Origin of the sequence: Pseudomonas sp. CFBP 8772 (assembly GCF_014841665.1) — a bacterium.
Taxonomy (GTDB): domain Bacteria; phylum Pseudomonadota; class Gammaproteobacteria; order Pseudomonadales; family Pseudomonadaceae; genus Aquipseudomonas; species Aquipseudomonas graminis_B.
The window spans coordinates 35,574-57,549 of sequence record NZ_JACYUI010000019.1; the positions used below are offsets into that span (position 1 = coordinate 35,574).

The 21,976-nt window shown below is 60.9% G+C and carries 18 protein-coding genes and 1 pseudogene; 15 read left to right on the top strand and 4 right to left on the bottom strand.

Annotated elements, in window-relative coordinates; all coding sequences use genetic code 11:
• Positions 1–59: 59 nt before the first annotated feature.
• Genes cysT through IFT99_RS24925 form a run of 3 tightly spaced genes read left to right on the top strand, consistent with a single transcriptional unit; the run spans position 60 to position 2,759 of the window.
• On the top strand, positions 60–881 hold the full coding sequence (cysT, locus tag IFT99_RS24915; protein WP_192135864.1) for a sulfate ABC transporter permease subunit CysT: 822 nt from the start codon (positions 60–62) through the stop codon (positions 879–881).
• A gap of 12 nt (positions 882–893) precedes the next feature.
• Positions 894–1,766, top strand: a complete 873-nt coding sequence (gene cysW, locus IFT99_RS24920; protein ID WP_065990981.1) for a sulfate ABC transporter permease subunit CysW — start codon at positions 894–896, stop codon at positions 1,764–1,766.
• A gap of 3 nt (positions 1,767–1,769) precedes the next feature.
• Positions 1,770–2,759: a sulfate/molybdate ABC transporter ATP-binding protein gene (locus tag IFT99_RS24925; RefSeq protein WP_065990983.1), complete on the top strand. Its 990-nt coding sequence runs from the start codon at positions 1,770–1,772 to the stop codon at positions 2,757–2,759.
• 236 nt (positions 2,760–2,995) lie between these two features.
• Here IFT99_RS24925 and IFT99_RS24930 read toward each other — a convergent pair whose 3' ends face one another.
• The gene (locus tag IFT99_RS24930; RefSeq protein WP_065990986.1) at positions 2,996–3,532 is read right to left on the bottom strand and encodes an Mpo1 family 2-hydroxy fatty acid dioxygenase; all 537 of its coding nucleotides are present in this window, start codon (positions 3,530–3,532) and stop codon (positions 2,996–2,998) included.
• Between the two features lie 106 nt (positions 3,533–3,638).
• Between IFT99_RS24930 and IFT99_RS24935 the strand changes: the two genes are divergently transcribed.
• Positions 3,639–4,349 (top strand): Crp/Fnr family transcriptional regulator, encoded by a 711-nt coding sequence (locus IFT99_RS24935; RefSeq protein WP_192135866.1) that lies wholly within the window; start codon positions 3,639–3,641, stop codon positions 4,347–4,349.
• Between the two features lie 12 nt (positions 4,350–4,361).
• Here IFT99_RS24935 and IFT99_RS24940 read toward each other — a convergent pair whose 3' ends face one another.
• Positions 4,362–5,369, bottom strand: a complete 1,008-nt coding sequence (locus tag IFT99_RS24940; protein ID WP_192135868.1) for an AraC family transcriptional regulator — start codon at positions 5,367–5,369, stop codon at positions 4,362–4,364.
• Between the two features lie 110 nt (positions 5,370–5,479).
• Here IFT99_RS24940 and IFT99_RS24945 point away from each other — a divergent pair, with 110 nt between their 5' ends.
• From IFT99_RS24945 to IFT99_RS24995, 11 genes and pseudogenes are all read left to right on the top strand, one after another.
• Complete coding sequence (locus IFT99_RS24945) at positions 5,480–6,550, top strand: fatty acid desaturase (protein WP_192135870.1); 1,071 nt, start codon at positions 5,480–5,482, stop codon at positions 6,548–6,550.
• 293 nt (positions 6,551–6,843) lie between these two features.
• Positions 6,844–7,425: an alpha/beta hydrolase gene (locus IFT99_RS24950; protein WP_192135872.1), complete on the top strand. Its 582-nt coding sequence runs from the start codon at positions 6,844–6,846 to the stop codon at positions 7,423–7,425.
• 132 nt (positions 7,426–7,557) lie between these two features.
• Positions 7,558–8,373, top strand: a pseudogene (locus IFT99_RS24955) (sigma 54-interacting transcriptional regulator); the annotation flags it as partial.
• A gap of 217 nt (positions 8,374–8,590) precedes the next feature.
• Complete coding sequence (locus IFT99_RS24960; RefSeq protein ID WP_192135874.1) at positions 8,591–9,379, top strand: MetQ/NlpA family ABC transporter substrate-binding protein; 789 nt, start codon at positions 8,591–8,593, stop codon at positions 9,377–9,379.
• Positions 9,380–9,685: 306 nt separating this feature from the next.
• Positions 9,686–10,579, top strand: coding sequence for a TauD/TfdA dioxygenase family protein (locus IFT99_RS24965; protein WP_192135876.1), 894 nt, complete (start codon positions 9,686–9,688; stop codon positions 10,577–10,579).
• A gap of 14 nt (positions 10,580–10,593) precedes the next feature.
• Entirely contained in the window at positions 10,594–11,475 is an 882-nt protein-coding gene (locus IFT99_RS24970) for an ABC transporter ATP-binding protein (protein ID WP_446731155.1), read from the top strand.
• Between the two features lie 39 nt (positions 11,476–11,514).
• Complete coding sequence (locus IFT99_RS24975; protein ID WP_192135878.1) at positions 11,515–12,381, top strand: ABC transporter permease; 867 nt, start codon at positions 11,515–11,517, stop codon at positions 12,379–12,381.
• Between the two features lie 87 nt (positions 12,382–12,468).
• A complete protein-coding gene (locus IFT99_RS24980) occupies positions 12,469–13,503 on the top strand; it encodes an ABC transporter substrate-binding protein (protein ID WP_192135880.1) in 1,035 nt (344 codons plus the stop codon).
• A 714-nt stretch (positions 13,504–14,217) separates the two neighbouring features.
• Entirely contained in the window at positions 14,218–15,357 is a 1,140-nt protein-coding gene (locus tag IFT99_RS24985) for an efflux RND transporter periplasmic adaptor subunit (RefSeq protein ID WP_192135882.1), read from the top strand.
• A complete protein-coding gene (locus tag IFT99_RS24990; RefSeq protein ID WP_192135884.1) occupies positions 15,354–16,424 on the top strand; it encodes an efflux RND transporter periplasmic adaptor subunit in 1,071 nt (356 codons plus the stop codon). Before IFT99_RS24985 ends, IFT99_RS24990 begins: the two co-directional genes overlap by 4 nt.
• Entirely contained in the window at positions 16,421–19,561 is a 3,141-nt protein-coding gene (locus IFT99_RS24995; protein WP_065991004.1) for an efflux RND transporter permease subunit, read from the top strand. The genes IFT99_RS24990 and IFT99_RS24995 overlap by 4 nt, the downstream gene beginning before the upstream one ends.
• 143 nt (positions 19,562–19,704) lie before the next feature.
• On the opposite strand, the gene IFT99_RS25000 is transcribed toward IFT99_RS24995, so the two are convergent.
• Both IFT99_RS25000 and IFT99_RS25005 read right to left on the bottom strand, forming a co-directional pair.
• Positions 19,705–20,151 (bottom strand): hypothetical protein, encoded by a 447-nt coding sequence (locus IFT99_RS25000; protein ID WP_065991007.1) that lies wholly within the window; start codon positions 20,149–20,151, stop codon positions 19,705–19,707.
• Between the two features lie 166 nt (positions 20,152–20,317).
• A complete protein-coding gene (locus tag IFT99_RS25005) occupies positions 20,318–20,944 on the bottom strand; it encodes a class I SAM-dependent methyltransferase (protein ID WP_192135886.1) in 627 nt (208 codons plus the stop codon).
• Positions 20,945–21,976 lie beyond the last annotated feature (1,032 nt).

Here is a 21,976-nt window from a genome sequence, read left to right on the forward strand (position 1 = left end):
TCCACGGAATAAAAGGACCCGGACTTGTTCCGGGTAACGTGTGTAAACCAAGGACTTTTATGTCGCGACGCATATCCCCCGTCATACCCGGCTTCGGGCTGACGCTGGGTTACACATTGGTGTACCTCAGCCTGATTGTGCTGATACCGCTTGCGGTCATGTTCATCCACGCGTCCCAGCTGAGCGCCGCTCAGTTCTGGAACATCGTCACCGCGCCTCGCGTGCTCGCAGCGCTCAGGCTGAGTTTCGGCACCGCGTTTTTCGCGGCGATCATCAACGGCGTCATCGGCACGCTGCTGGCCTGGGTGCTGGTGCGTTACACCTTCCCCGGTCGCAGGGTCATCGATGCGATGATCGATCTGCCGTTCGCATTGCCCACCGCCGTCGCCGGTATCGCGCTGACCGCGCTGTACACACCCACCGGTTTCATCGGCCAGTTCGCCGCCGACATGGGCATCAAGATCGCCTACAGCCCCTTCGGCATCACCCTGGCATTGACCTTTGTCACCTTGCCCTTCGTGGTGCGCACGGTTCAGCCGGTGCTGGCGGACATCCCCCGGGAAGTCGAAGAAGCGGCGGCGTGCCTTGGCGCCAAACCCCTGCAAGTCTTCCGTCACATCCTCGTGCCGGCCTTGTTGCCTGCCTGGCTGACCGGCTTTGCGCTGGCCTTCGCCCGGGGCGTGGGTGAGTACGGCTCGGTGATTTTCATCGCCGGCAACATGCCGATGAAGACCGAAATCCTGCCGTTGCTGATCATGGTCAAGCTCGACCAGTACGACTACACCGGCGCCACGGCAATTGGCGTGATGATGCTGCTGGTGTCGTTCGTGCTGTTGCTGCTGATCAATCTGTTGCAGCGACGCATCGAAACCCCTAACTGAGGAGGCGCACCTATGTCTGATTCATCGCTCATTGCTGCGTCCTCCGCCAACGCTGCCCGTCGTGGCAGCGCGGTGTCGCGGCGCATTCTGATCGGCCTTGGCTGGCTGGTCTTCGCGTTCTTCCTGTTGCTGCCATTGGTGGTGGTGATCGGCCAGGGTTTGAGCAACGGCCTCGGCGGATTCTTCGCGGCCATCCTGGAGCCCGATGCGCTGTCGGCCCTCAAGCTCACCGTGTTCGCGGTGCTGATTTCGGTGCCGCTCAACGTGGTCTTCGGCGTCGCCGCGGCCTGGTGCGTGAGTAAATACTCGTTCCGTGGCAAGGCGATTCTGGTCACCCTGATCGACCTGCCGTTCTCGGTCTCGCCGGTCATCGCCGGTCTGATCTACGTGCTGATGTTCGGCGCCCGTGGCGTGTTCGGTCCCTGGCTGCAGGAGCACGACATCCAGATCGTCTTCGCCCTGCCGGGCATCGTACTGGCGACCATCTTCGTGACCGTGCCGTTCGTGGCCCGCGAACTGATCCCGCTGATGCAGGAGCAGGGCACGCAGGAAGAGGAAGCTGCGCGCCTGCTCGGTGCCAATGGCTGGCAGATGTTCTGGCACGTGACCGTCCCCAACATCAAATGGGGCCTGATCTACGGCGTGGTGCTGTGTACCGCGCGGGCCATGGGCGAGTTCGGTGCGGTGTCTGTGGTCTCGGGCCACATTCGCGGCGTGACCAACACCCTGCCGCTGCATGTCGAGATTCTCTACAACGAGTACAACCACGTGGCTGCATTTGCCGTGGCGAGCCTGTTATTGATCCTTGCGCTGTTCATCCTGCTGCTCAAGCAGTGGAGCGAAGCGCGCATTAGCCGTCTGCGCAAAAACGCGGCGGAGGAATAATTCATGTCGATCGAAGTCCGTAACGTCAGCAAGAATTTCAACGCCTTCAAGGCCCTCGACGGCATCAGTCTGGATATCCAGAGTGGCGAGCTCGTGGCGCTGTTGGGCCCGTCCGGCTGTGGCAAGACCACGCTGCTGCGCATCATTGCAGGGCTGGAAACGCCGGATAAAGGCAGCATCGTGTTCCATGGCGAAGATGTCTCCGGCCACGACGTGCGTGATCGCAACGTGGGTTTTGTGTTCCAGCATTACGCGCTGTTTCGCCACATGACCGTGTTCGACAATGTCGCCTTCGGCCTGCGCATGAAGCCGAAGAACCAGCGCCCGAACGAAAGCCAGATCGCGGTCAAAGTGCATGAGTTGCTAAACATGGTGCAGCTGGACTGGCTGTCGGATCGCTATCCGGAGCAACTGTCGGGCGGTCAGCGTCAGCGGATTGCCCTGGCCCGTGCCCTGGCGGTGGAGCCCAAGGTTTTGCTGCTGGACGAGCCGTTCGGCGCGCTGGATGCCAAGGTGCGCAAGGAACTGCGTCGCTGGCTGGCGCGGCTGCACGAAGACATCAACCTGACATCGGTATTCGTGACCCACGACCAGGAAGAGGCGATGGAAGTCGCGGACCGCATTGTGGTGATGAACAAGGGAGTGATCGAACAGATCGGCTCCCCTGGCGACGTCTACGAGAACCCGGCCAGCGATTTCGTCTATCACTTTCTGGGTGACTCGAACCGCCTTCACCTGGGCGATGACAACCACGTGCTGTTCCGCCCGCACGAGGTGTCGTTGTCACGGCATGAAGTGGAAGGGCACCACGCAGCGGAGGTACGGGACATCCGTCCGTTGGGCGCCACGACGCGGGTGACGCTGAAGGTCGAAGGGCAACCCGAGCTGATCGAAGCCGAAGTGGTGAAGGACCATGACAGCCTGACCGGACTGGCGAGGGGCGAGACGTTGTTCTTCAAACCGAAGGTCTGGCAGAAAGTCGACAACCTCTAAGCGTACCCCTGTAGGAGCGTGGCTTGTCCCGCGATCTGCCGGGGACCGGCAGCAATCCTGATAATGCGTTCTGCCTGATGCACCGCATTATCCAGTTTGCGACGACTGCGTCGCCGATCGCGGGACAAGCCACGCTCCTACAGGTTCGTGTGGGTACTCACAATCCGGGCCGGACGCAAATCCCTTGTAGGAGCAATCGGAGGTTACTACGGTCGCGAAGGCGGTGGGTCTGAGCTTTAAACCGCAGCCTTTTTCAAGTCCCGCCGATGGGTCTTGCCCACTCGCGCTTCGATGGCGTGCAGCAACTTCTTTCTCATTCCCAGCAAAAAAGCCGCTTCGGCGACGACAAACAGCGGGCCGATGATCAAGCCTGTGAGGTCGTCGACAAACGCCGGCTTGCGGCCTTCGTAATAATGGCCCACAAACTGAATCACCCAACCGAGCACGAACAAGCCGACGCCTGCGCCGAGCCAGACCATGGTGGTCTGTTGCGCCAGATGGGCGCCGAGCCACAGGCACAGCGCAAGCAGAACACCCATCAGCACGCCGAAGAAGGCATCCAGCCGCAGGTAGAAAAATGTGGCCGCCAGACTCACCAGCAAAGCGGGCGACACCCAAATCCCGCCGAGGGACCAACTGGTCCAGCCGGGGCGTGACAGCAGCACGGCCACCGCAATCACGATCAGGGGAATGCCCACGAAGTGGGTGAGGATATTGCGGGTGTCGCGGTGGTAGGCCGCGTACTGGCTGAGGTGATCGACGAGGTTTTTCATTGTTATTCCTCTGTGGATACGTGGATCATGCCGCTGATTTTTTAAGGCTGAGCCCGCTGCACGGCTCAGCCTGCAACAAAACGCCGGCTATCAAAAGGAGATTCACATGACGAATGGAACCCAATGGCGCTCATGGTTTATCAACGACCGATGGTTCCGCGATCTGCCTTCGCTGTTGCAGGATAGCTTGCTGAGCAACATGCGGCAGCGCCGGGTGACGCCCGGCAAATCGATCTTCCAGCGCGGCGACCCGGCGCCCGGTCTGTACGCGTTGCTCACGGGCTCGTTGCGCATCAATCCCCTCAAGCCGCAGCAGGGGGACATGCCCCCGGCAGAAGGCTATCGGCCCTTTTGGTTCGGCGAGGCCTCGTTGTTCGACGACCTCCCCGCAACCCACGATGTGTTCGCTCAGGATGCAGTCATCCTCCTGCACATGCCCCACGCGCCACTCAAGCAACTGCTGGCCGAGCACCCGGCCTTTTGGCGGCATTTCCGCGATTTGCTGGGACGCAAGCTCGGCCTCGCCGTGCCCGCCATCGCAGACATCACCCTGATGCCGACTGAAGAGCGCGTGGCTTTTCGGCTGCTGATGCTGGCCGAAGCCTATGGCGAGATGGACCGCTCCGTGCGCAGCGTGCCCCTTGCCGACATGGCCTCGAATCGCTGCCTCGGGTTGAGCGGTGAGGTGGTCGAGCGGGTGTTGGGGCAGCTCGCCGAACGGCAGATCGTCCGGCGCGATCACGCTCTTATCGGCGTGCTGGACATTGAATGGCTGCGTGAGGCGGCCCTTCATCGCCTGACCGGCGCATGCGGCTGAGGGCGTCTCCCGTCAGTGCAGCATTCCTTCTCGATATTGGCTTGGCGTGATGCCGGTCCAGCGCTTGAACGCGCGGCTGAAACTGCTGGTGTCGGCGAAACCGAGCAGATAGGCGACTTCACTGAGCGAGCAACCGGGATCGCGCATGTGCTGCAGGGCCAGATTCTGCCGGCACTGATTGAGCAGCAAGTCGTAGCGGCAACCCTCGTCGGCCAAGTGACGTTGAAGGCTGCGCAGGCTCAGGTGCAGCGTGTGGGCGATGTGCTCGGCGGACGGCTCGCCCTCCGGCAAGTGGGTCTCGATGGCGCCACGCACCTTGCGCTCCCACGTCAGTGCACTGAGTTGCTCGAGGGTGCGGTTGAGCACTGCCTCGTTGTGCACGGCCAGCTCCGGATTTCCATCGTCCAGGTGCCTGTCGAAATCCTCGCTGGCAAAACTCAGCAGATTCTCCGCCGCGCCGAAAAACAGCGGCGCACGGAAGACGTCATGCCACGGCTGAGGGTTTTCCGGTTGCGGACGCATCAGGTGCACGGCCAGCGGCGCGTAATGACGGCCCAGGCGGTTGCGACAGGTGCGCACATAGATTGCGGCGAAGGCGTCCATGGCCTCATTGGCCGGCACCGGGCTGCCGTCGGGCACGCGGAAACGAAATTCGTAACGCTCATCCACACGTTCAAAGCTCATCACCAGCGCGTCGCTCACCACCGGGTGATAACGCACGATGCGTTCGAACACCTCACGCAACGAGCCGCTGGCGACCAGCGCGTAACCCAGTGCGTGAAAGGTCGTCGGGCTGACGAAACGAGACACCCGCAAGCCCAGCGCCGGATCGCCACTGGCCTGCACCGCCAGCTCCCAGAAACGGGTGGTCACTGTCACCGGGTATCGCGCGTTGGGATCATCCATCAGCTGCGGATCCAGGCCCGCAGCCTGACTCAGCGCGAGGCTATCGAGGCCGAGAGCATCGAGTTGCTTGCGCAGGGCGCGGGTCCAGCTGGCGAGAATGCTCGGCTCAGACATACAGGTTGGCGCCTCCGGTCTACAGATTGGCGTTCACGGTCAGGCAGCTTCCCTCCCCAAGCGGCACAGTGGCGCCACGTTTTTTCATCCTGAAACCGGAGAATGGAATCATGCACGACACTTCTGCAAGTGCTGCCGGACTGAATGCACAACAACGATCAGCGCATATTCGTGCCGTGGTTTCCGCCCACGGCGCCGCGCTGCGTGAGCGCTATCCGCTGCTACGGCGTCAGGACGCCATTGGCGCCGGCATCCTGTGCTTTGCACTGGCCAGCATGATCGGCAGCGCGGCGCTCTATCTCGGGGGTTATCTGGCCTGGTGGGCGTGTCTGCTGCTGAATGCGTTCTTCGCCTCGCTGACCCACGAGCTTGAACATGACCTGATCCACAGCATGTATTTCCGCAAACAGCGCGTGCCCCATAACCTGATGCTGGCACTGGTCTGGCTGGCGCGGCCGAGCACAATCAACCCATGGATTCGTCGGCATCTGCACCTCAACCATCACAAGGTCTCCGGCACCGAGGCCGATATGGAGGAGCGCGCCATCACCAACGGCGAGCCATGGGGCCTGGCGCGGTTGCTGATGGTGGGCGATAACGTCATGTCGTCGCTGATCCGCATGCTGCGCGCGAAAACCTGGGCGCATAAGTTCAGCATTCTCAAGCGCACCCTGCGTGTCTATGCGCCTCTGGCGCTGGCGAATTGGGGCACGTGGTACGTGTTTCTGGGCTTCCATGCCGCCAATGGCATTGCCGGTCTGATGGGCAGCCCGATTGAATGGTCGGCGGATACGCTGGCGGTCATGCACGTCATCGACATCGCTGTTGTGGTGTTGGTGGGCCCGAACGTGCTGAGGACCTTCTGTCTGCATTTCGTCAGTTCGAACATGCATTACTACGGCGACGTCGAGATGGGCAATGTCATGCAGCAGACCCAAGTGCTCAACCCGTGGTGGATGTGGCCGCTGCAGGCGTTCTGCTTCAACTTCGGCAGCACCCATGGTATCCATCATTTTGTGGTGAAGGAGCCTTTCTACATCCGCCAGATGACGGCGCCCGTTGCGCACAAGGTGATGGCTGAGATGGGCGTGCGCTTCAATGACTTCGGCACCTTCGGGCGGGCCAACCGGTTTGAACGGATGACTGAAAATGACTCGGTGCTCAAGCCTGCGCGCGGTTGATACCTGACGGACCATTGCGCCAGTCTCGCCGGCTTGTAGGAAATTTCTCCGGATAAAAATTTCTGTAACAACCGCCCCTTAATCTCTGCTCATCCCCGGCGAGCTGGGGGCAGACAGCGTGATTCTCAGGGTCACCCCTTTAAGGCAGGGGGTGGCCCTCTTTTTTGGCGCCTTCTTCTGATGCAGCGGCATATATTTTCGAGCTATTAATAAATAGCTTCTTATTCTTTTTCGAATATATGTCCGATCCCTATACTCGCCCCCATGAACGCACCATGCAGGAGGCGAAGGCCATGCATAACGAATCGATCCGTTACTTGATCGTGCCAGGCTGGCAAGGATCTGCCGACGACCATTGGCAAACTCACTGGCAGAACAGCCTGCCCAACAGCGTGCGCGTGGAGCAGGCCGACTGGCTTAAACCGCGTCGAGAAGATTGGGTGGGTGAACTGCAGCGCGCTATCGCCTCTGACAGCACACCGGTGATTCTCATCGCCCACAGCCTGGGTTGCGTCACCGTCGCCCATTGGGCGCAGTTGGCGCCTTTGACGAGTTTGTGTCAGGTGCGAGGGGCCTTGCTGGTGGCCCCCGCTGACGTCGAACGCCCCAATTGCCCGCCGGCGATCCGCAATTTCGCGCCGATTCCCGAGCACCTGCTGCCGTTCCCGACCCAAGTGGTCAGCTCGGACAACGATTCAGCCGTCAGTGCGTTGCGCGCAATGGAAATGGCCCGCAATTGGGGCGCCGAAATTGGCATCCTCAGCGGCGCTGGCCATATCAACGTGAAGTCGGGCCATCAGCGTTGGGAGCAGGGTTTCGCTTACCTGTACCGGCTGCAAGGGCGTATCGAGCAACTTACCCGCCGCCGCGCATGACATCAGCACACGTCACCGTCGTTGCGCACGAGCCCACTGTTCTCAGCATCATTTTCGCCGCAGTGAACCGACAGGTGCTGCGGCTTTTTTTTCAACGCCCGGGTCCATGAATGGCCGGGGCGGGAGCCTGCCATGAGCCTTTCCGACATTTCGAGCCACCCGCTGTTGACCTTCCCTGATGCTGAAAAAAGCCCGCTGAGCATCCGCGCCAAGGCCTTGGTGTTCGTCGATCCTCGATCACGGCAGCTGCGCGAAGAGATGGAGCTGCTGGCGCCACTGGACCTGCCGGTTCTGATCCGCGGCGAATCCGGCACAGGCAAGGAATTGCTCGCGCGTCATATTCACCGTGGCAGCGACCGGGCCGGGTTGTTCGTTTCGGTCAACTGCGGCGCCATCAGCTCGACTTACGCCGACGCCGAGCTGTTCGGTTACGCCGCTGGCGCCCACAGCGGTTCTGCCAGCAGTCGTGCCGGCTGGTTCGGCTCGGCAACCGGCGGCACCCTTTATCTTGATGAGATCGCCGACCTGCCAATGGCGATCCAGATCAAGTTGCTGGCGGCGCTGGAAAACCACGAAGTCACCCGCGTCGGCGCCACGCAGCCCAGCCAGGTCGACGTCAGGCTGGTCGCAGCGACCAGCATCGATCTGCGCCTGTCAGTCGCCGCCGGCAAATTCCATGAGCGGCTTTATCGCTACTTGAATGAAGGGCGCCTCGATCTGCCGGCGTTGCGCGAGCAGCCGGGCAACATCCTGCCACTGGCCGAGTACTTCCTGGGGATTTACAGCCAGCGCTTCGGCTTCGAGATGCCGTTGATCGGCGAGGACGCGCAGCGCGTGCTTGAAGCCCATTACTGGCCGGGCAATACGCGGGAGCTGGAGAACGTCATTCACTTCGCGCTGCTGGTCAGCAGCGGTGCGGAAATCCTGCCGGAACACCTGAATCTGCCGGTTCGCTGAGGGCACTCGGGCTCATGTATTTGATGGGCCGGTGGCAAAACGCCCCCTGAGAACGAAAAAGCATAACCATCCGACTAAAAAGTATTGTCTCGGAATAAAAAATCTCGGTACTGTCCGCATCAGCCGCCACCCTGCCGAGGGTCGATCCCGCGGCAGATCGAAGGCACAGTCGCCCACGAGGCGACGCGATTTCTATTAAGGACCTCGCATGAAGAAGACGTTTTTGTTCACCGCACTGGCGGCTGCTCTCTCCCTGGGCATCAGCGCTGCACAAGCTGCCGAGAAGCTCGTTGTGGGCGCCACCGCTGTTCCGCACGCCGAGATCCTCGAGCTGATCAAGCCTGAACTGGCCAAAGAAGGCGTGGAACTGCAGATCAAAGTCTTCACTGACTACGTGCAGCCGAACGTGCAACTGAACGAGAAGCGTCTGGATGCCAACTACTTCCAGACCAAGCCTTATCTGGATGGCTTCAACAAAGGCAAGGGCGCCACGCTGGTGACCGGCGTCGGCGTACATGTTGAACCGTTCGGCGGCTACTCGAAGAAGTGGAAGTCCATCGCCGAGCTGCCTGATGGCGCAACCGTTGCCATCCCTAACGAAGGCAGCAACGCCGGTCGCGCCCTGCTGCTGTTGCAGAAGAACGGCCTGATCACCCTGAAAGACCCGAAAGACGCTCTGGCGACGCCGAAAGACATCGCCACCAACCCGAAGCACCTGAAATTCCGCGAGCTGGAATCGGCGCTGCTGCCGCGCGCGCTGGATCAGGTTGACCTGGATCTGATCAACACCAACTACGCGCTGGAAGCCAAGCTCAGCCCTAAAAAGGATGCGCTGATTCTGGAAGGTGCCGACTCGCCGTACGTGAACTATCTGGTGACCCGTACCGACAACGCTCACACCGACGCGATCGAGAAGCTGTCCAAAGCGCTGACCAGTCAGCAAGTCAAAGACTTCATCAACAAGAAGTACGACGGCGCGGTCCTGCCGGCGTTCTGATGAAGGCCTGAACGCGCGATTGCCGCGCGCTCAACGATAAAAAACGCGCTTGCCCGCCGCTGCTCCCGCTCCGCTGACGCACTGTCATCGGCTGCAGGGAGTGGCGACGGACAAGCGCGTTTTTGCGTTTTAAGGTAGAAATTCGTCAACGTTTCCGGGCCTGCGGCTGCGGTGATGACAATGAGTACCGACGGCCTTCGATAGGTTGTTCGGCGCTATGCATATGCTCTAACGATATTTAAACTTCCGTTCTTATAGCTTTAAAGTCCTCCCTCCTCAGCCACGCCTTTTGGAGTCGGAGTTCTCATGCCAGCAGCCTCCCACGCTTCGTCCGCGCAAGCGCCCGGTCAGCCGTTCGATGTGCGTCCATTCGCCGAAAAGGTGGGCGCGGAAATCGTCGGTCTGGATCTGTCCCGTCCGCTTAACGACGCCGATTTTGCCCGCGTGCATCAAGCGCATCTCGATTATCACGTTGTCGTCTTTCGCGATCAGCACATCACCCCGCAGCAGCAGATCGATTTCAGCCGCCGTTTCGGCGTCCTGCAGATTCATGTGCTCAAGCAGTTCCTGCTCGCCAATCATCCCGAAATTTTGATCGTCTCCAATATCGTCGAAAACGGCCAGCCGGTCGGGCTGGGCGATGCGGGCAAGTACTGGCACTCGGACCTGTCCTACAAAGAACTGCCGAGCCTGGGCTCGATGCTCTACGCCCAGGAGCTGCCGAGCGAAGGCGGCGACACCCTGTTCGCCGACATGCACCTGGCGTGGGACACGCTGCCCGAGCACCTGCGCAAAGCCGTCGAAGGGCGCAACGCCGCGCACAGTTACACCTCGCGCTACAGCCATGGGCATAACGCCGATAACTGGCGCCCGACCCTCAGCGCTGAACAGCTGGCCCAGGTTGCGGTGGTCAGCCATCCGATTGTGCGCACCCACCCGGAAAACGGGCGCAAGGCGCTGTTTGTCAGCGAAGGCTTCACCACCCACATCGTCGGCCTGCCGGAAGACGAGAGTCAGGCGATTCTCACAGAGCTGTACGCCCACAGCGTTCGCCCGGAAGGCGTTTACCGCCACAAGTGGCAGGAGAACGACATGGTGTTCTGGGACAACCGTTCGCTGATTCATCTGGCCGGCGGCACGCCCGATCACCTGCGCCGTCGCTTGCACCGCACCACCATTCAGGGCGATGCGCCGTTCTGATCCAGGAGAGCTCCATGAACGCTGTTCTGCAAAGCCACACGGCTAGCGATCGCTTGAACGCGCACCAGGCCAATCAGCCCACCGCTGAAGCGCTGCTGCAAGTACAGGGCGTCAGCCTTGAGTACCGCACGCCGGAACGCGTAGTGCGGGCCACCCATCAGGTCAGTTTTGAAATCGATCCGGCCGACCGCTTCGTGTTGCTCGGCCCGTCGGGCTGCGGCAAGTCCACGCTCCTTAAAGCCGTGGCCGGATTCATTCAGCCCAGCGAAGGACAGATTCGTCTGGCTGGCCAGCAGGTCAGGGAGCCGGGGCCGGACCGCATTGTGGTGTTTCAGGAATTCGACCAGTTGCCGCCGTGGAAGACGGTGATCCAGAACGTCATGTTTCCGCTGCTGGCCTCGCGCACCCTCAAGCGTCGTGAAGCCGAAGAGCGTGCGCGGTATTACCTGGAGAAGGTCGGCCTGAGCGCCTTCGCCGATGCCTATCCGCACACGTTGTCCGGCGGCATGAAGGCGCGCGTGTCGATTGCCCGGGCGCTGGCGATGCAGCCCAAGATCCTGCTGATGGACGAGCCCTTCGCCGCGCTCGACGCATTGACCCGTCGCAAGATGCAGGAGGAGCTGCTGGAGTTGTGGGAAGAGGTGCGCTTCACGCTGCTGTTCGTGACCCACTCCATCGAGGAAGCACTGGTGGTGGGCAACCGGATTCTGCTGCTGTCGCCCCATCCGGGCCGCGTGCGCGCCGAGATCAACAGCCATCAGTACAACTTGAAAAGCCTTGGCGGGGTTGAGTTCCAGGCGTCTGCTCAGCGCATTCACCGGCTGTTGTTCGACGAGGGCGAAGCGCCTGCAGTCGAGCCGGATCTGCGGTTTCAGGATGTTCGGATTGCCTACTGATCGCGGTTCGTCGCGCTACCCCATCAAGAGATTGCACCCATGAGCCTTTCACCCCCTCTGCGGGAAGAATACGAAGTCGTGCTGGAGCCTTTCACGCAGGAAGACCTGGCCCGCGACATTCCCCTCGCGCAACGCATCTGGCAGGTGAGCTGGGTGCGCAAGGCCGTCATCCTCGCCGCCCTCGCGATCATCTGGGAAGTCGCCGCGCGCATTCAAGGCAACGACTTGCTGCTGCCGAGCTTTCTGCAAACCGCTTCGGTGTTTATCGACGGCATCGCCAGTGGCGAATTGCTGACCAAGGTCTGGATTTCCCTGACGGTCCTGGTCAAGGGCTACCTGATTGGCATCGTCCTGGCGTTCGGCCTGACCACCCTGGCGGTGTTGACTCAACTGGGTCGCGACCTGTTGGGCACGCTGACGGCGATGTTCAACCCGTTGCCGGCCATCGCGCTGCTGCCGTTGTCGCTGCTGTGGTTCGGCCTGGGTGAAAACAGCCTGATCTTCGTGCTGGTGCACTCCGTGCTCTGGGCACTGGCGTTGAATACCTACGCGGGATTTCTCGGGGTCTCTGAAACCCAGCGCATGGCCGGGCGCAATTACGGGCTCAAGGGGCTGCGGTTTGTCTGGCACATCCTGATCCCCGCGGCGCTGCCGTCGATTCTCGCCGGTCTGAAGATCGGCTGGGCGTTTGCCTGGCGAACCCTCATCGCCGCTGAACTGGTGTTCGGCGCGTCCTCGGGCAAGGGCGGTCTGGGCTGGTACATCTTCCAGAATCGCAACGAGCTGTACACCGACAAGGTATTCGCGGGTCTGGCGGCGGTAATCATCATCGGTCTGCTGGTGGAAAACCTGCTGTTCAGCAACGTCGAGCGCCTGACCGTGAAGCGGTGGGGCATGCAGCGCTGATCTGCTTTATCAACGAACGCTTCACCTCGTGGCCGCTGGATGGGCAATGAGGCCGTCACCCCCTTTCGCCTTCATCGTGAGAAATGTATGGATTTTTCAAAGACAGCTGCACCGTTCAAGCGCCCGACACTGACCGCGCTCGCCGCCGCCTTGGGTCTGGCTGGCGCGTTGTTGAGCAGCGGCGCTCATGCTGAAGGCAAAATTAGCATTGCCCAGCAGTTCGGCATCGGTTACCTGATTCTGGACGTCGTTCAGCAGCAGAAGCTGATCGAGAAGCACGGCAAGGAGCAGGGCCTGGACATCAAGGTCGACTGGAACAGCATTTCCGGCGCCACCGCGATGAATGAAGCCCTCTTGGCTGGCGCGCTGGACGTGGTGTCGGCGGGCGTGCCGCCGATGCTGACCATCTGGGACCGGACCAAGGGCAAGCAGAACGTCAAGGCGATTGCTTCGTTGGGCTCGATGCCCAATTACCTGCTCAGTAACAGTCCGAACGTAAAGACCCTCAACGACTTCACCGACAAGGACCGCATCGCGGTGCCAGCGGCCGGCGTGGGGTTCCAGTCGCGTACCTTGCAGATCGAAACCGCCAAGCTGTTCGGGAACGACAATTTCAAGAAATTCGACAACATCTCGGTCAGCCTGCCGCACCCGGATGCGACCTCGGCGCTGATCGCCGGCGGTTCGGAGATCAGCGCGCACTTTTCCAGCCCGCCCTTTCAGTATCAGGAGCTGGAAAACCCCAAGGTGCATAAGGTGCTGAGTTCGTACGACGTGCTGGGCGGCCAGGCGACGTTCAACGTGCTCTACACCACCCAGAAATTCCACGACGAAAACCCGAAGACCTACAAAGCGTTCTACGACGCGCTGGCCGAGGCCGAGAAAATCATCAAGGCGGACAAGCCTGCGGCGGCGAAGTCCTACATCGAGGTCGAGAAATCGAAACTGCCGTTGCCGCTGGTGGAGAAGATCGTCTCTGACCCGGAAATCGACTTCACCGTCGTGCCCCAGCGCACGTTCATCTACGCCGAAAAACTGCACGAGCTGGGTGTGCTGAAAAACAAGGCCGACAGCTGGAAGGATTACTTCTTCGAAGAAGCCCACGGTGGCGCGGGGAGTTGATCCTTGATGTTTGATCGGGCTGTTTAGGCACGTCAGATAGGAAGGCGGTGTGCCAGTTACACCGCCTTCGCGACCGTCGTAACCTCCGATTGCTCCTACAGGGGATTTGCGTGCGAGCCAGATGTTTGGGACGCAGCGAACTTGTGAGATATCCCGTCGTCCAGACGAGGCGCTGTTTCGCGTCAAACACAACCCCTGTGGGAGTGGGCTTGCTCGCGAAGGCGGTGGGTTAAACGGGGACTGATTTATTTACAGCGCTTCTCCGTAAATTAATCTGTCCCCGAGTGCGGTAATCCAAAAGCCGGCATCTGCTCTTGCCGGGGCGCCTTGGGCTTGGGGGGATGTGACGCGAAGCGTTGGCAAGACTCAGTAACTCAAAATGCCTGCGGCAGACTGCTAGCGCGGGGACAGATTAATTTACGGTGGAGTTGTAAATAAATCAGTCCCCTTTAAGCAGTGTCCGCAGGCAGAGCTGCGGCGTTGTCATGTTCATGAGAGCGAGCTTGCTCGCGAAGGCGGTGTGTCTGCCAACATCGATGTCATAGATCCGCCCCCATCGCGAACAGGCGCGCTCTAGCGTAAATTGGCGTGCGACCTAGAGCCCGGCAGAGTTCCTTACCCCAAGGAACCCTGATCTACGCTCACAGTCGCATGACCACATCGCAACGGCGTTCGGCGGCGCGGTGTCGTAATGGCTTGGCACAAGGAGCTTGCATGCCCGCCCAACTCCCTCTTTTTCGTGGTCGTCTGACCGTTATTTCCATCGGTCTGTGCCTGGCCGTTCTCGCCGGCTGTGGCAAGGAAAAGCCCCAGGAGCCCGTGCGCGCACGCGTGCAGGCGCAGGAGGTCAAAACGGTCGATTTCGCTGCGGACGTGGCACTGACCGGGGACGTGCAGGCGCGGGTGCAGACGCAGCTTTCGTTCCGGGTGGGCGGCAAGATCATTCAGCGTTCGGTCGATGTCGGCGATCGGGTGTCGGCCAAGCAAGTGCTGGCCAAACTCGACCCTAAAGACCTGCAAACCAACGTCGACTCCGCCATCGCTGCCGTTGCCGCCGAGCAGGCGCGCGTGAAACAGACCTCCGCCGCCTTCGTGCGTCAGGAAAAACTGCTGCCCAAGGGCTACACCAGTCGCAGTGAATACGATTCGGCCCAGGCGCAATTGCGCGGCAGTCAGAGCGCGCTCAAAGCCGCCCAGGCGCAACTGGCCAACGCCCGCGAGCAACTGAGTTACACCGCCTTGATCGCCGACGCGCCGGGGATCATCACCGCGCGGCAGGCCGAAGTCGGCCAGGTCGTGCAACCGACGGCACCGATCTTCAGTCTGGCCCGTGACGGTGAGCGCGATGCCGTGTTCAACGTTTACGAATCGCTGTTCGTTAACCCGCCCACCGACCAGCCGGTTGAAGTCACGTTGCTGGACAACTCCAAGGTCAAGGCCGTCGGTAAAGTCCGTGAAGTCACGCCAGCCGTGTCAGCGCAGACGGGCACGCTGCAAGTGAAGATCGCACTCAGCTCGCTGCCGCCGGGCATGGACTTGGGTTCGGTGGTCAGTGCCGCCCTGAGCGTGCCGGCCAGGACCAGCGTCGAACTGCCGTGGTCGGCCCTCACCAAGGGCCTGGGCGATCAGCTCGGCCAGCCTGCCGTTTGGGTGGTCGATGGTGACAACAAGGTGAGCCTGCGCGGCGTCACGGTCGGGCGCTACCTGACGGGCAAAGTGATCATCGTCGACGGTTTGAAGAACGGTGAAAAAGTGGTCGTTGCCGGCAACCAGTTATTGCACCCCGACATGCAGGTCGAACTCGCCGACGTGTACCCCGATCCCTCCAAACAACCGACAGGAGACAAGCCATGAAGCGCCTGTCGGGAATCATATTGACCGGTCTGCTGTTAAGCGCCTGCAGCAAGGAAGAGCCGCCGCCGGAGCCGGTTCGGCCGGTGCTGTTCATCGAAGTGAAGCCCCAGGCGCAAGAAAGCCTCGGTCGCTTCGCCGGCAACATTGCCGCGCGCTATGAAAGTACCTTGGGTTTTCGCGTCTCGGGCCGCATCGCCCAGCGCAGTGTCGATGTCGGCGCACAGGTCAAGAAGGGCGACATGCTCGCGGTGCTCGACCCGACGGACCAACAGAACCAGGTGCGCTCGACCCAGGGCGATCTGGCCCGGGTCGAAGCCCAGTTAATCAACGCCCAAGCCAACGCCCGTCGGCAGCACGAGCTGTTTGATCGCGGCGTCGGCGCCCAGGCTGCGCTGGATGTCGCCGTCACCGACCTGAAAACCACCCAGTCTTCCTACGACCAGGCCAAGGCCGCGACGCAACAGGCCAAGGACCAGTTGAGCTACAGCGAGCTGCGCGCCGATCACGATGCCGTCGTCACCGAATGGAAAGTCGAGGCCGGCCAGGTGGTCAGCGCAGGTGAGCAGGTGGTGACACTGGCGCGCCCGGACATCAAGGAGGCAGTCATTGACCTGCCGGCGCAATTGAGTGATCAACTGCCCAGCGACGTCGTCTTCACAGTCGCCAGCCAGTTGGAGCCAGAGATCAACACCACCGCGACCGTGCGAGAACTCGAACCCCAGGCCGAAAGCACCACGCGCACCCGTCGCGCACGTTTGACCCTGGCAGAAACGCCGTCGGCCTTCCGCTTGGGCACAGCGATCAGCGTGACCCTGAGCTCGGCGATCAAACCGCGCATCGAGCTGCCCGCCACCTCCGTGCAGGAAGTGGATGGCAAAACGCAGATCTGGGTCATCGACACGCAGAATCAAACGGTTTCCCCACGCGTCGTCACGGTCGTCAGCCGCAGTGATGATTCCGTGGTACTGGCCGGTGGCGTCAACGATGGCGATCGCATTGTGACCGCCGGCGTCAACAGCCTCAAGCCGGGGCAGAAAATCAAAGTCGATAAGGAAAGCCCACGATGAAAGGGACGTTCAACCTCTCCGATTGGGCGATCAAGCATCAGTCTTTTGTCTGGTACCTGATGTTCGTCGGCCTGCTGATGGGCGTGTTTTCCTACATGAACCTGGGACGCGAAGAAGACCCTTCGTTCACCATCAAGACCATGGTCATACAAACCCGCTGGCCGGGCGCGACCGTGGATGAAACCCTTGAGCAGGTGACCGACCGCATCGAGAAAAAGCTCGAAGAACTCGACTCCCTCGACTACGTGAAGAGCTACACCCGGCCGGGCGAGTCCACTGTTATGGTTTACCTGCGCGACACCACCAGCGCGGAGGCCATTCCTGACATCTGGTACCAGGTGCGCAAGAAGATCGACGATATTCGCGGGCAATTTCCCCAGGGGATTCAAGGCCCGGCGTTCAACGATGAATTCGGCGACGTCTACGGTTCGATTTACGCCTTTACCTCCGACGGCCTGACCCTGCGCCAGCTGCGCGACTACGTGGAGCAAGTGCGCGTCCAGATCCGCGACGTGCCGGGTCTGGGCAAAGTCGAGATGATCGGCGAGCAGGACGAAGTGCTCTACCTGAACTTCTCCACCCGCAAGCTGGCCGCCCTGGGGCTGGATCAACGTCAGGTCGTGCAAAGCCTGCAATCGCAAAACACCGTGACGCCTGCCGGGGTCATCGAGGCGGGTCCTGAGCGCATATCAGTGCGCACCTCCGGCCAGTTCGCGTCGGAAAAAGACCTGGAAAACGTCAACCTGCGCCTCAACGATCGCTTCTATCGCTTGAGCGACATCGCCGAAATCACCCGCGGCTACGTGGATCCACCCAAGCCGCTGTTCCGCTTCGACGGCAAGACCGCCATCGGCCTGGCTATCGCCATGAAGAAGGGCGGCAACGTTCAGGAGTTCGGCAAGCAGTTGCACGAACGCATGAGCGCCGCAACCGCCGACCTGCCGATTGGCGTGGGCGTGCACGTGGTGTCCGATCAGGCGCAAGTGGTAGAGAAAGCCGTCGGTGGTTTCACCAGCGCGCTGTTCGAGGCGGTGGTGATCGTACTGATCGTGAGCTTCATTAGCCTCGGCATGCGTGCGGGGCTTGTGGTTGCCTGCTCGATCCCGCTGGTGCTGGCGATGGTCTTCGTGTTCATGGAATACAGCGGCATCACCATGCAGCGTATTTCGTTGGGCGCGCTGATCATTGCCCTCGGCCTGTTGGTCGATGACGCGATGATTACCGTGGAGATGATGGTGTCACGCCTTGAAAAAGGTGAGACCAAAGCCCAGGCCGCGACCTATGCCTACACCTCGACGGCCTTCCCGATGCTCACCGGTACGCTGGTGACGGTCGCGGGCTTCGTGCCGATCGGCCTGAACGCCAGTTCGGCAGGTGAATACACCTTTACGCTGTTCGCAGTGATTGCCGTCGCCATGCTGGTGTCGTGGGTCGTTGCCGTGCTGTTCGCGCCGGTGATCGGCGTGCACATCCTCAGCGAGAACGTGAAAAAGCACGACGAGAACGCCAAGCCCGGACGCATCGCACGGGCCTTCAACGGCTCGATGTTCTGGGCCATGCGTCACCGCTGGTTGACCATCATCATCACGATTTTGCTATTTGCCACGTCGCTGTTCTGCATGCGCTTCGTGCAAAACCAGTTCTTCCCGTCATCGGACCGGCCGGAGATTCTGGTCGACCTCAACCTGCCGCAGAACGCGTCGATCAACGAGACCCGCCGCGCAGTGGACAAGCTTGAGGCGACCCTCAAGGACGATCCGGACATCGTCAGCTGGAGCACTTACATTGGCGAAGGCGCGGTGCGTTTCTACCTGCCACTGGATCAGCAGCTGGAGAACCCGTACTACGCGCAGTTGGTGATCGTCAGCAAAGGGCTGGAAGAGCGCGGCGCGTTGACCGAGCGCTTGCAAAAACGCTTGCGTGATGACTTCGTCGGCATCGGCACTTATGTGCAGGCGCTGGAAATGGGGCCGCCGGTGGGTCGTCCGATTCAGTACCGGGTCAGCGGCGAGAACATTGATGAAGTGCGCCAGCACGCCATCGAACTCGCCACGCTGTTGGACAAAAACCAGCACATCGGCGAGATGATCTACGACTGGAACGAGCCCGGCAAAGTCCTGCGCATCGACATCAACCAGGACAAGGCGCGGCAGCTGGGCTTGTCGTCCGAGGACGTTGCGCAGTTGATGAACAGCGTCGTAACCGGCTCGGCGGTGACCCAGGTGCGCGATGACATCTACCTGATCAACGTCGTTGGTCGTGCGGTGGATGCCGAGCGCGGGTCACCGGAAACCCTGCAAAACCTGCAGATCGTCACGCCCCAAGGCACGTCGATTCCGCTGCTGGCCTTCGCCAATGTGCGCTACGAACTGGAACAGCCGCTGGTGTGGCGTCGCGATCGCAAACCGACGATCACGCTCAAGGCCGCCGTGAGCGACGACATGCAGCCGACTGACCTGGTCAAGGAACTCAAGCCCGAGATCGACAAATTCGCCGCCGGGTTGCCGGTGGGCTACAAGGTCGCCACGGGGGGCACGGTGGAGGAGAGCGGCAAGGCGCAGGGGCCGATCGCCAAGGTCGTGCCGTTGATGATCTTCCTGATGGCCACGTTCCTGATGATTCAGCTGCACAGCGTGCAGAAGATGTTCATCGTCGCCAGCGTTGCGCCGTTGGGATTGATCGGCGTTGTGCTCGCGCTGGTGCCGACCGGGACGCCGATGGGGTTTGTGGCAATCCTCGGGATTCTGGCGCTGATCGGCATCATCATCCGTAACTCGGTCATTCTGGTGACGCAGATTCATGAGTATGAAGTGGCCGGCTATCTGCCGTGGGATGCGGTGGCGGAGGCGACTGAACACCGTCGTCGTCCGATCCTCCTGACCGCTGCGGCGGCAAGCCTGGGCATGATTCCCATCGCCCGCGAAGTGTTCTGGGGGCCGATGGCCTACGCAATGATCGGCGGGATCATCATCGCGACTCTGTTGACGTTGCTGTTCCTGCCAGCGCTGTACGTGGCCTGGTACAAGATCAAGGAGCCGAGTGACGAGGAGCGGCGCAAGCATCAGGAACGCCAGCAGGAAGAGCAACACCGCCGTGAAGACGGTGCGGACGACGGCGCCTCCTCTCCCGCGCATTGACAGGTTTGGTTAAGGCGCAAGCCAGCCAGTCCCACTGGAGCGATGCACGCACCCACTGGGGCTGGCTTTAGCCGGGATGGCATCATGCGGCACACCGCAAGACGTCAGCCTTTTATTGACGGTCTATGCCAGGACGCGTGCTATCAGATCAGTCGGAAGTTTCTGAAGTGCACCTGTCCGGCCTGCGCTTTCAACGTCTGCGGATCAGAGGCGGTATGGACCTGTACGGTCACCTTTGTCCCGGGCGTTGCTTTGCGGTCAATCTTGAGCACGACGGGCTTCCACTCTTCAGTGGCTCCGGAAATATCTCCGAACGATTCCGCACCTCCAGCCACATCCACCAACACCCCATAACTAAACACCACCAAGTCGCCAGGTTTTACGATTTCGCCGGCCCGCACTTCGAATGTCAGAGCTGTGGGTTTATAGCTTTCCCCCGTAATGGACTGGGACAGGCCGGCTGCCTTTGTTAACTGGATGTAGTGACCCGCGGGGTCTTTTTTGATAGTCCATGTCCCCTCGCCGGACGTACCGGTCCAAGGCGCCAGTTCACCGGTGCTGAAGTCGCCATTTATCAAAAGATTGTCCATCGTCATTCCCTTGCTGATCTGTGATTGGCAGCCTGTGCTCATCCAGCACCCTGACCGCAGCGGACGCCAGTGGCGCGAGCTCAGTGTGTGCTTGAGGAACGGGGCGGGCTACTGTCAGAAGTGACAGTCCAGTCACCCCTTCGAAAACGTGGACGATGGCGAGTCGTCAGATTCTGCGCCAGACACTCGCCAGCCAGGGTTGCTGATCCCTGGGTAATCCAGCAGGTCGATAGTAGTGCTCGACCTCGGTGAATCCGGCTTCGGTCAGCAGTCCGGTCCATGACGCCAGGTCATGAAACGCGCCATAGCGCTCGCCTTTCCAGCCTTCCTGATTGTCGCCCCGGGGATTGGAGCTGAACAGCACGCCGCCGGGCTTGAGTGCGGCGCGCAACTCACGCAGCACCCGAGGCAACTCCTGACGAGGGACGTGGAACAGCGACGCGTTGGCGAAGATGCCGTCGAAGCGTTCATTCGGGAGGTTCAGCTCAAGGAAGTTCTGATGGAGCACGTCGCAGCCGCTGTCGGCGCGGGCCATGTCGGCGAAACGTTCGGAGCCGTCCAGGCCGGTGGCGATGTGGCCCATGGCGGTGAAGGTTTGCAGGTCACGGCCTGGCCCGCAGCCAAAATCGAGAATCTGAAACGGCGCCGAGCCAGTGATATTGCGCAGCAGCGCGTCGATGTTCTGGCTCACATCATGGTCGCGGGTCCCTTCGCGAAAGCCCTCGGCGACCTCGTTGTAATTGCCGAGGGTAGTGGCGGTGATTTGAGCGAGGTCTTCTGAGTCGAGTTTCATGGGGCGGGTGTCTGGGCAAATAAGGCCGCCAATATACCCCGCTCGCGAATTGCAATCTCCTGGCGGGACTGCATGCCTTTAGTAGGACCGGCTTCAGCCGGGAAGAGGCCGGTGGCAGCGCCATCCATTTTGCAGTGTGACGCCCGACGCATTCCCGGCTAAAGCCGGTCCTACTGAATGAACCCGTGCCAATAGCGGGAACGGCTAAATCCAGTCCCACTGCATCCCAATAGTAGGACCGGCTTCAGCCGGGAAGAGGCCGGTGGCAGCGCCATCCATTTTGCAGTGTGACGCCTGACGCTTTCCCGGCTAAAGCCGGTCCTACTGAATGAACCCATGCCAATAGTAGGACCGGCTTTAGCCGGGAAGAGGCCCGTGGCAGCGCCATCCATTTTGCAGTGTGACGCCCGACGCATTCCCGGCTAAAGCCGGTCCTACTGAATGAACCCGTGCCAATAGTAGGACCGGCTTCAGCCGGGAAGAGGCCGGTGGCAGCGCCATCCATTTTGCAGTGTGACGCCTGACGCTTTCCCGGCTAAAGCCGGTCCTACTGAATGAACCCATGCTGTTAGTGGGACCGGCTTCAGCCGGGAAGAGGCCCGTGGCAGCGCCATCAATTTTGCAGTGTCGCACCCGACGCATTCCCGGCTAAAGCCGGTCCTACTGAATGAACCCATGCCAATAGTGGGATCGGCCAAATCCAGTCCCACTGAATGAGCGCATGCTGTTAGTGGGACCGGCTTCAGTCGGGAAAAGGCCCGTGGCAGCACCATCCATTTTGCAGTGTGACGCCCGACGCATTCCCGGCTAAAGCCGGTCCTACTGAATGAACCCATGCCAATAGTGGGATCGGCCAAATCCAGTCCCACTGAATGAACGCATGCTGTTAGTGGGACCGGCTTCAGCCGGGAAGAGGCCGATGGCAGCGCCATCCATTTTGCAGTGTGACGCCTGTGTAGTGGTCAACTAATTCCGGACACCTCGATAGGTTGTTTCAAGGCCACCGTCCGTTCGTAAACGGTCGGTGGCAGA

Bases quoted from the DNA above. Each gene is read 5' to 3' on its own strand.
- IFT99_RS24950 (WP_192135872.1), top strand. From the start codon at position 6,844: ATGCATAACGAATCGATCCGTTACTTGATCGTGCCAGGCTGGCAAGGA.
- cysW (WP_065990981.1), top strand. From the start codon at position 894: ATGTCTGATTCATCGCTCATTGCTGCGTCCTCCGCCAACGCTGCCCGT.
- IFT99_RS25000 (WP_065991007.1), bottom strand. From the start codon at position 20,151: ATGGACAATCTTTTGATAAATGGCGACTTCAGCACCGGTGAACTGGCG.
- IFT99_RS24970 (WP_446731155.1), top strand. From the start codon at position 10,594: ATGAACGCTGTTCTGCAAAGCCACACGGCTAGCGATCGCTTGAACGCG.
- IFT99_RS24945 (WP_192135870.1), top strand. From the start codon at position 5,480: ATGCACGACACTTCTGCAAGTGCTGCCGGACTGAATGCACAACAACGA.
- IFT99_RS24935 (WP_192135866.1), top strand. From the start codon at position 3,639: ATGACGAATGGAACCCAATGGCGCTCATGGTTTATCAACGACCGATGG.
- IFT99_RS24995 (WP_065991004.1), top strand. From the start codon at position 16,421: ATGAAAGGGACGTTCAACCTCTCCGATTGGGCGATCAAGCATCAGTCT.
- IFT99_RS24975 (WP_192135878.1), top strand. From the start codon at position 11,515: ATGAGCCTTTCACCCCCTCTGCGGGAAGAATACGAAGTCGTGCTGGAG.
- IFT99_RS24980 (WP_192135880.1), top strand. From the start codon at position 12,469: ATGGATTTTTCAAAGACAGCTGCACCGTTCAAGCGCCCGACACTGACC.
- IFT99_RS24940 (WP_192135868.1), bottom strand. From the start codon at position 5,369: ATGTCTGAGCCGAGCATTCTCGCCAGCTGGACCCGCGCCCTGCGCAAG.
- IFT99_RS24960 (WP_192135874.1), top strand. From the start codon at position 8,591: ATGAAGAAGACGTTTTTGTTCACCGCACTGGCGGCTGCTCTCTCCCTG.
- cysT (WP_192135864.1), top strand. From the start codon at position 60: ATGTCGCGACGCATATCCCCCGTCATACCCGGCTTCGGGCTGACGCTG.
- IFT99_RS24925 (WP_065990983.1), top strand. From the start codon at position 1,770: ATGTCGATCGAAGTCCGTAACGTCAGCAAGAATTTCAACGCCTTCAAG.
- IFT99_RS25005 (WP_192135886.1), bottom strand. From the start codon at position 20,944: ATGAAACTCGACTCAGAAGACCTCGCTCAAATCACCGCCACTACCCTC.
- IFT99_RS24985 (WP_192135882.1), top strand. From the start codon at position 14,218: ATGCCCGCCCAACTCCCTCTTTTTCGTGGTCGTCTGACCGTTATTTCC.
- IFT99_RS24965 (WP_192135876.1), top strand. From the start codon at position 9,686: ATGCCAGCAGCCTCCCACGCTTCGTCCGCGCAAGCGCCCGGTCAGCCG.
- IFT99_RS24990 (WP_192135884.1), top strand. From the start codon at position 15,354: ATGAAGCGCCTGTCGGGAATCATATTGACCGGTCTGCTGTTAAGCGCC.
- IFT99_RS24930 (WP_065990986.1), bottom strand. From the start codon at position 3,532: ATGAAAAACCTCGTCGATCACCTCAGCCAGTACGCGGCCTACCACCGC.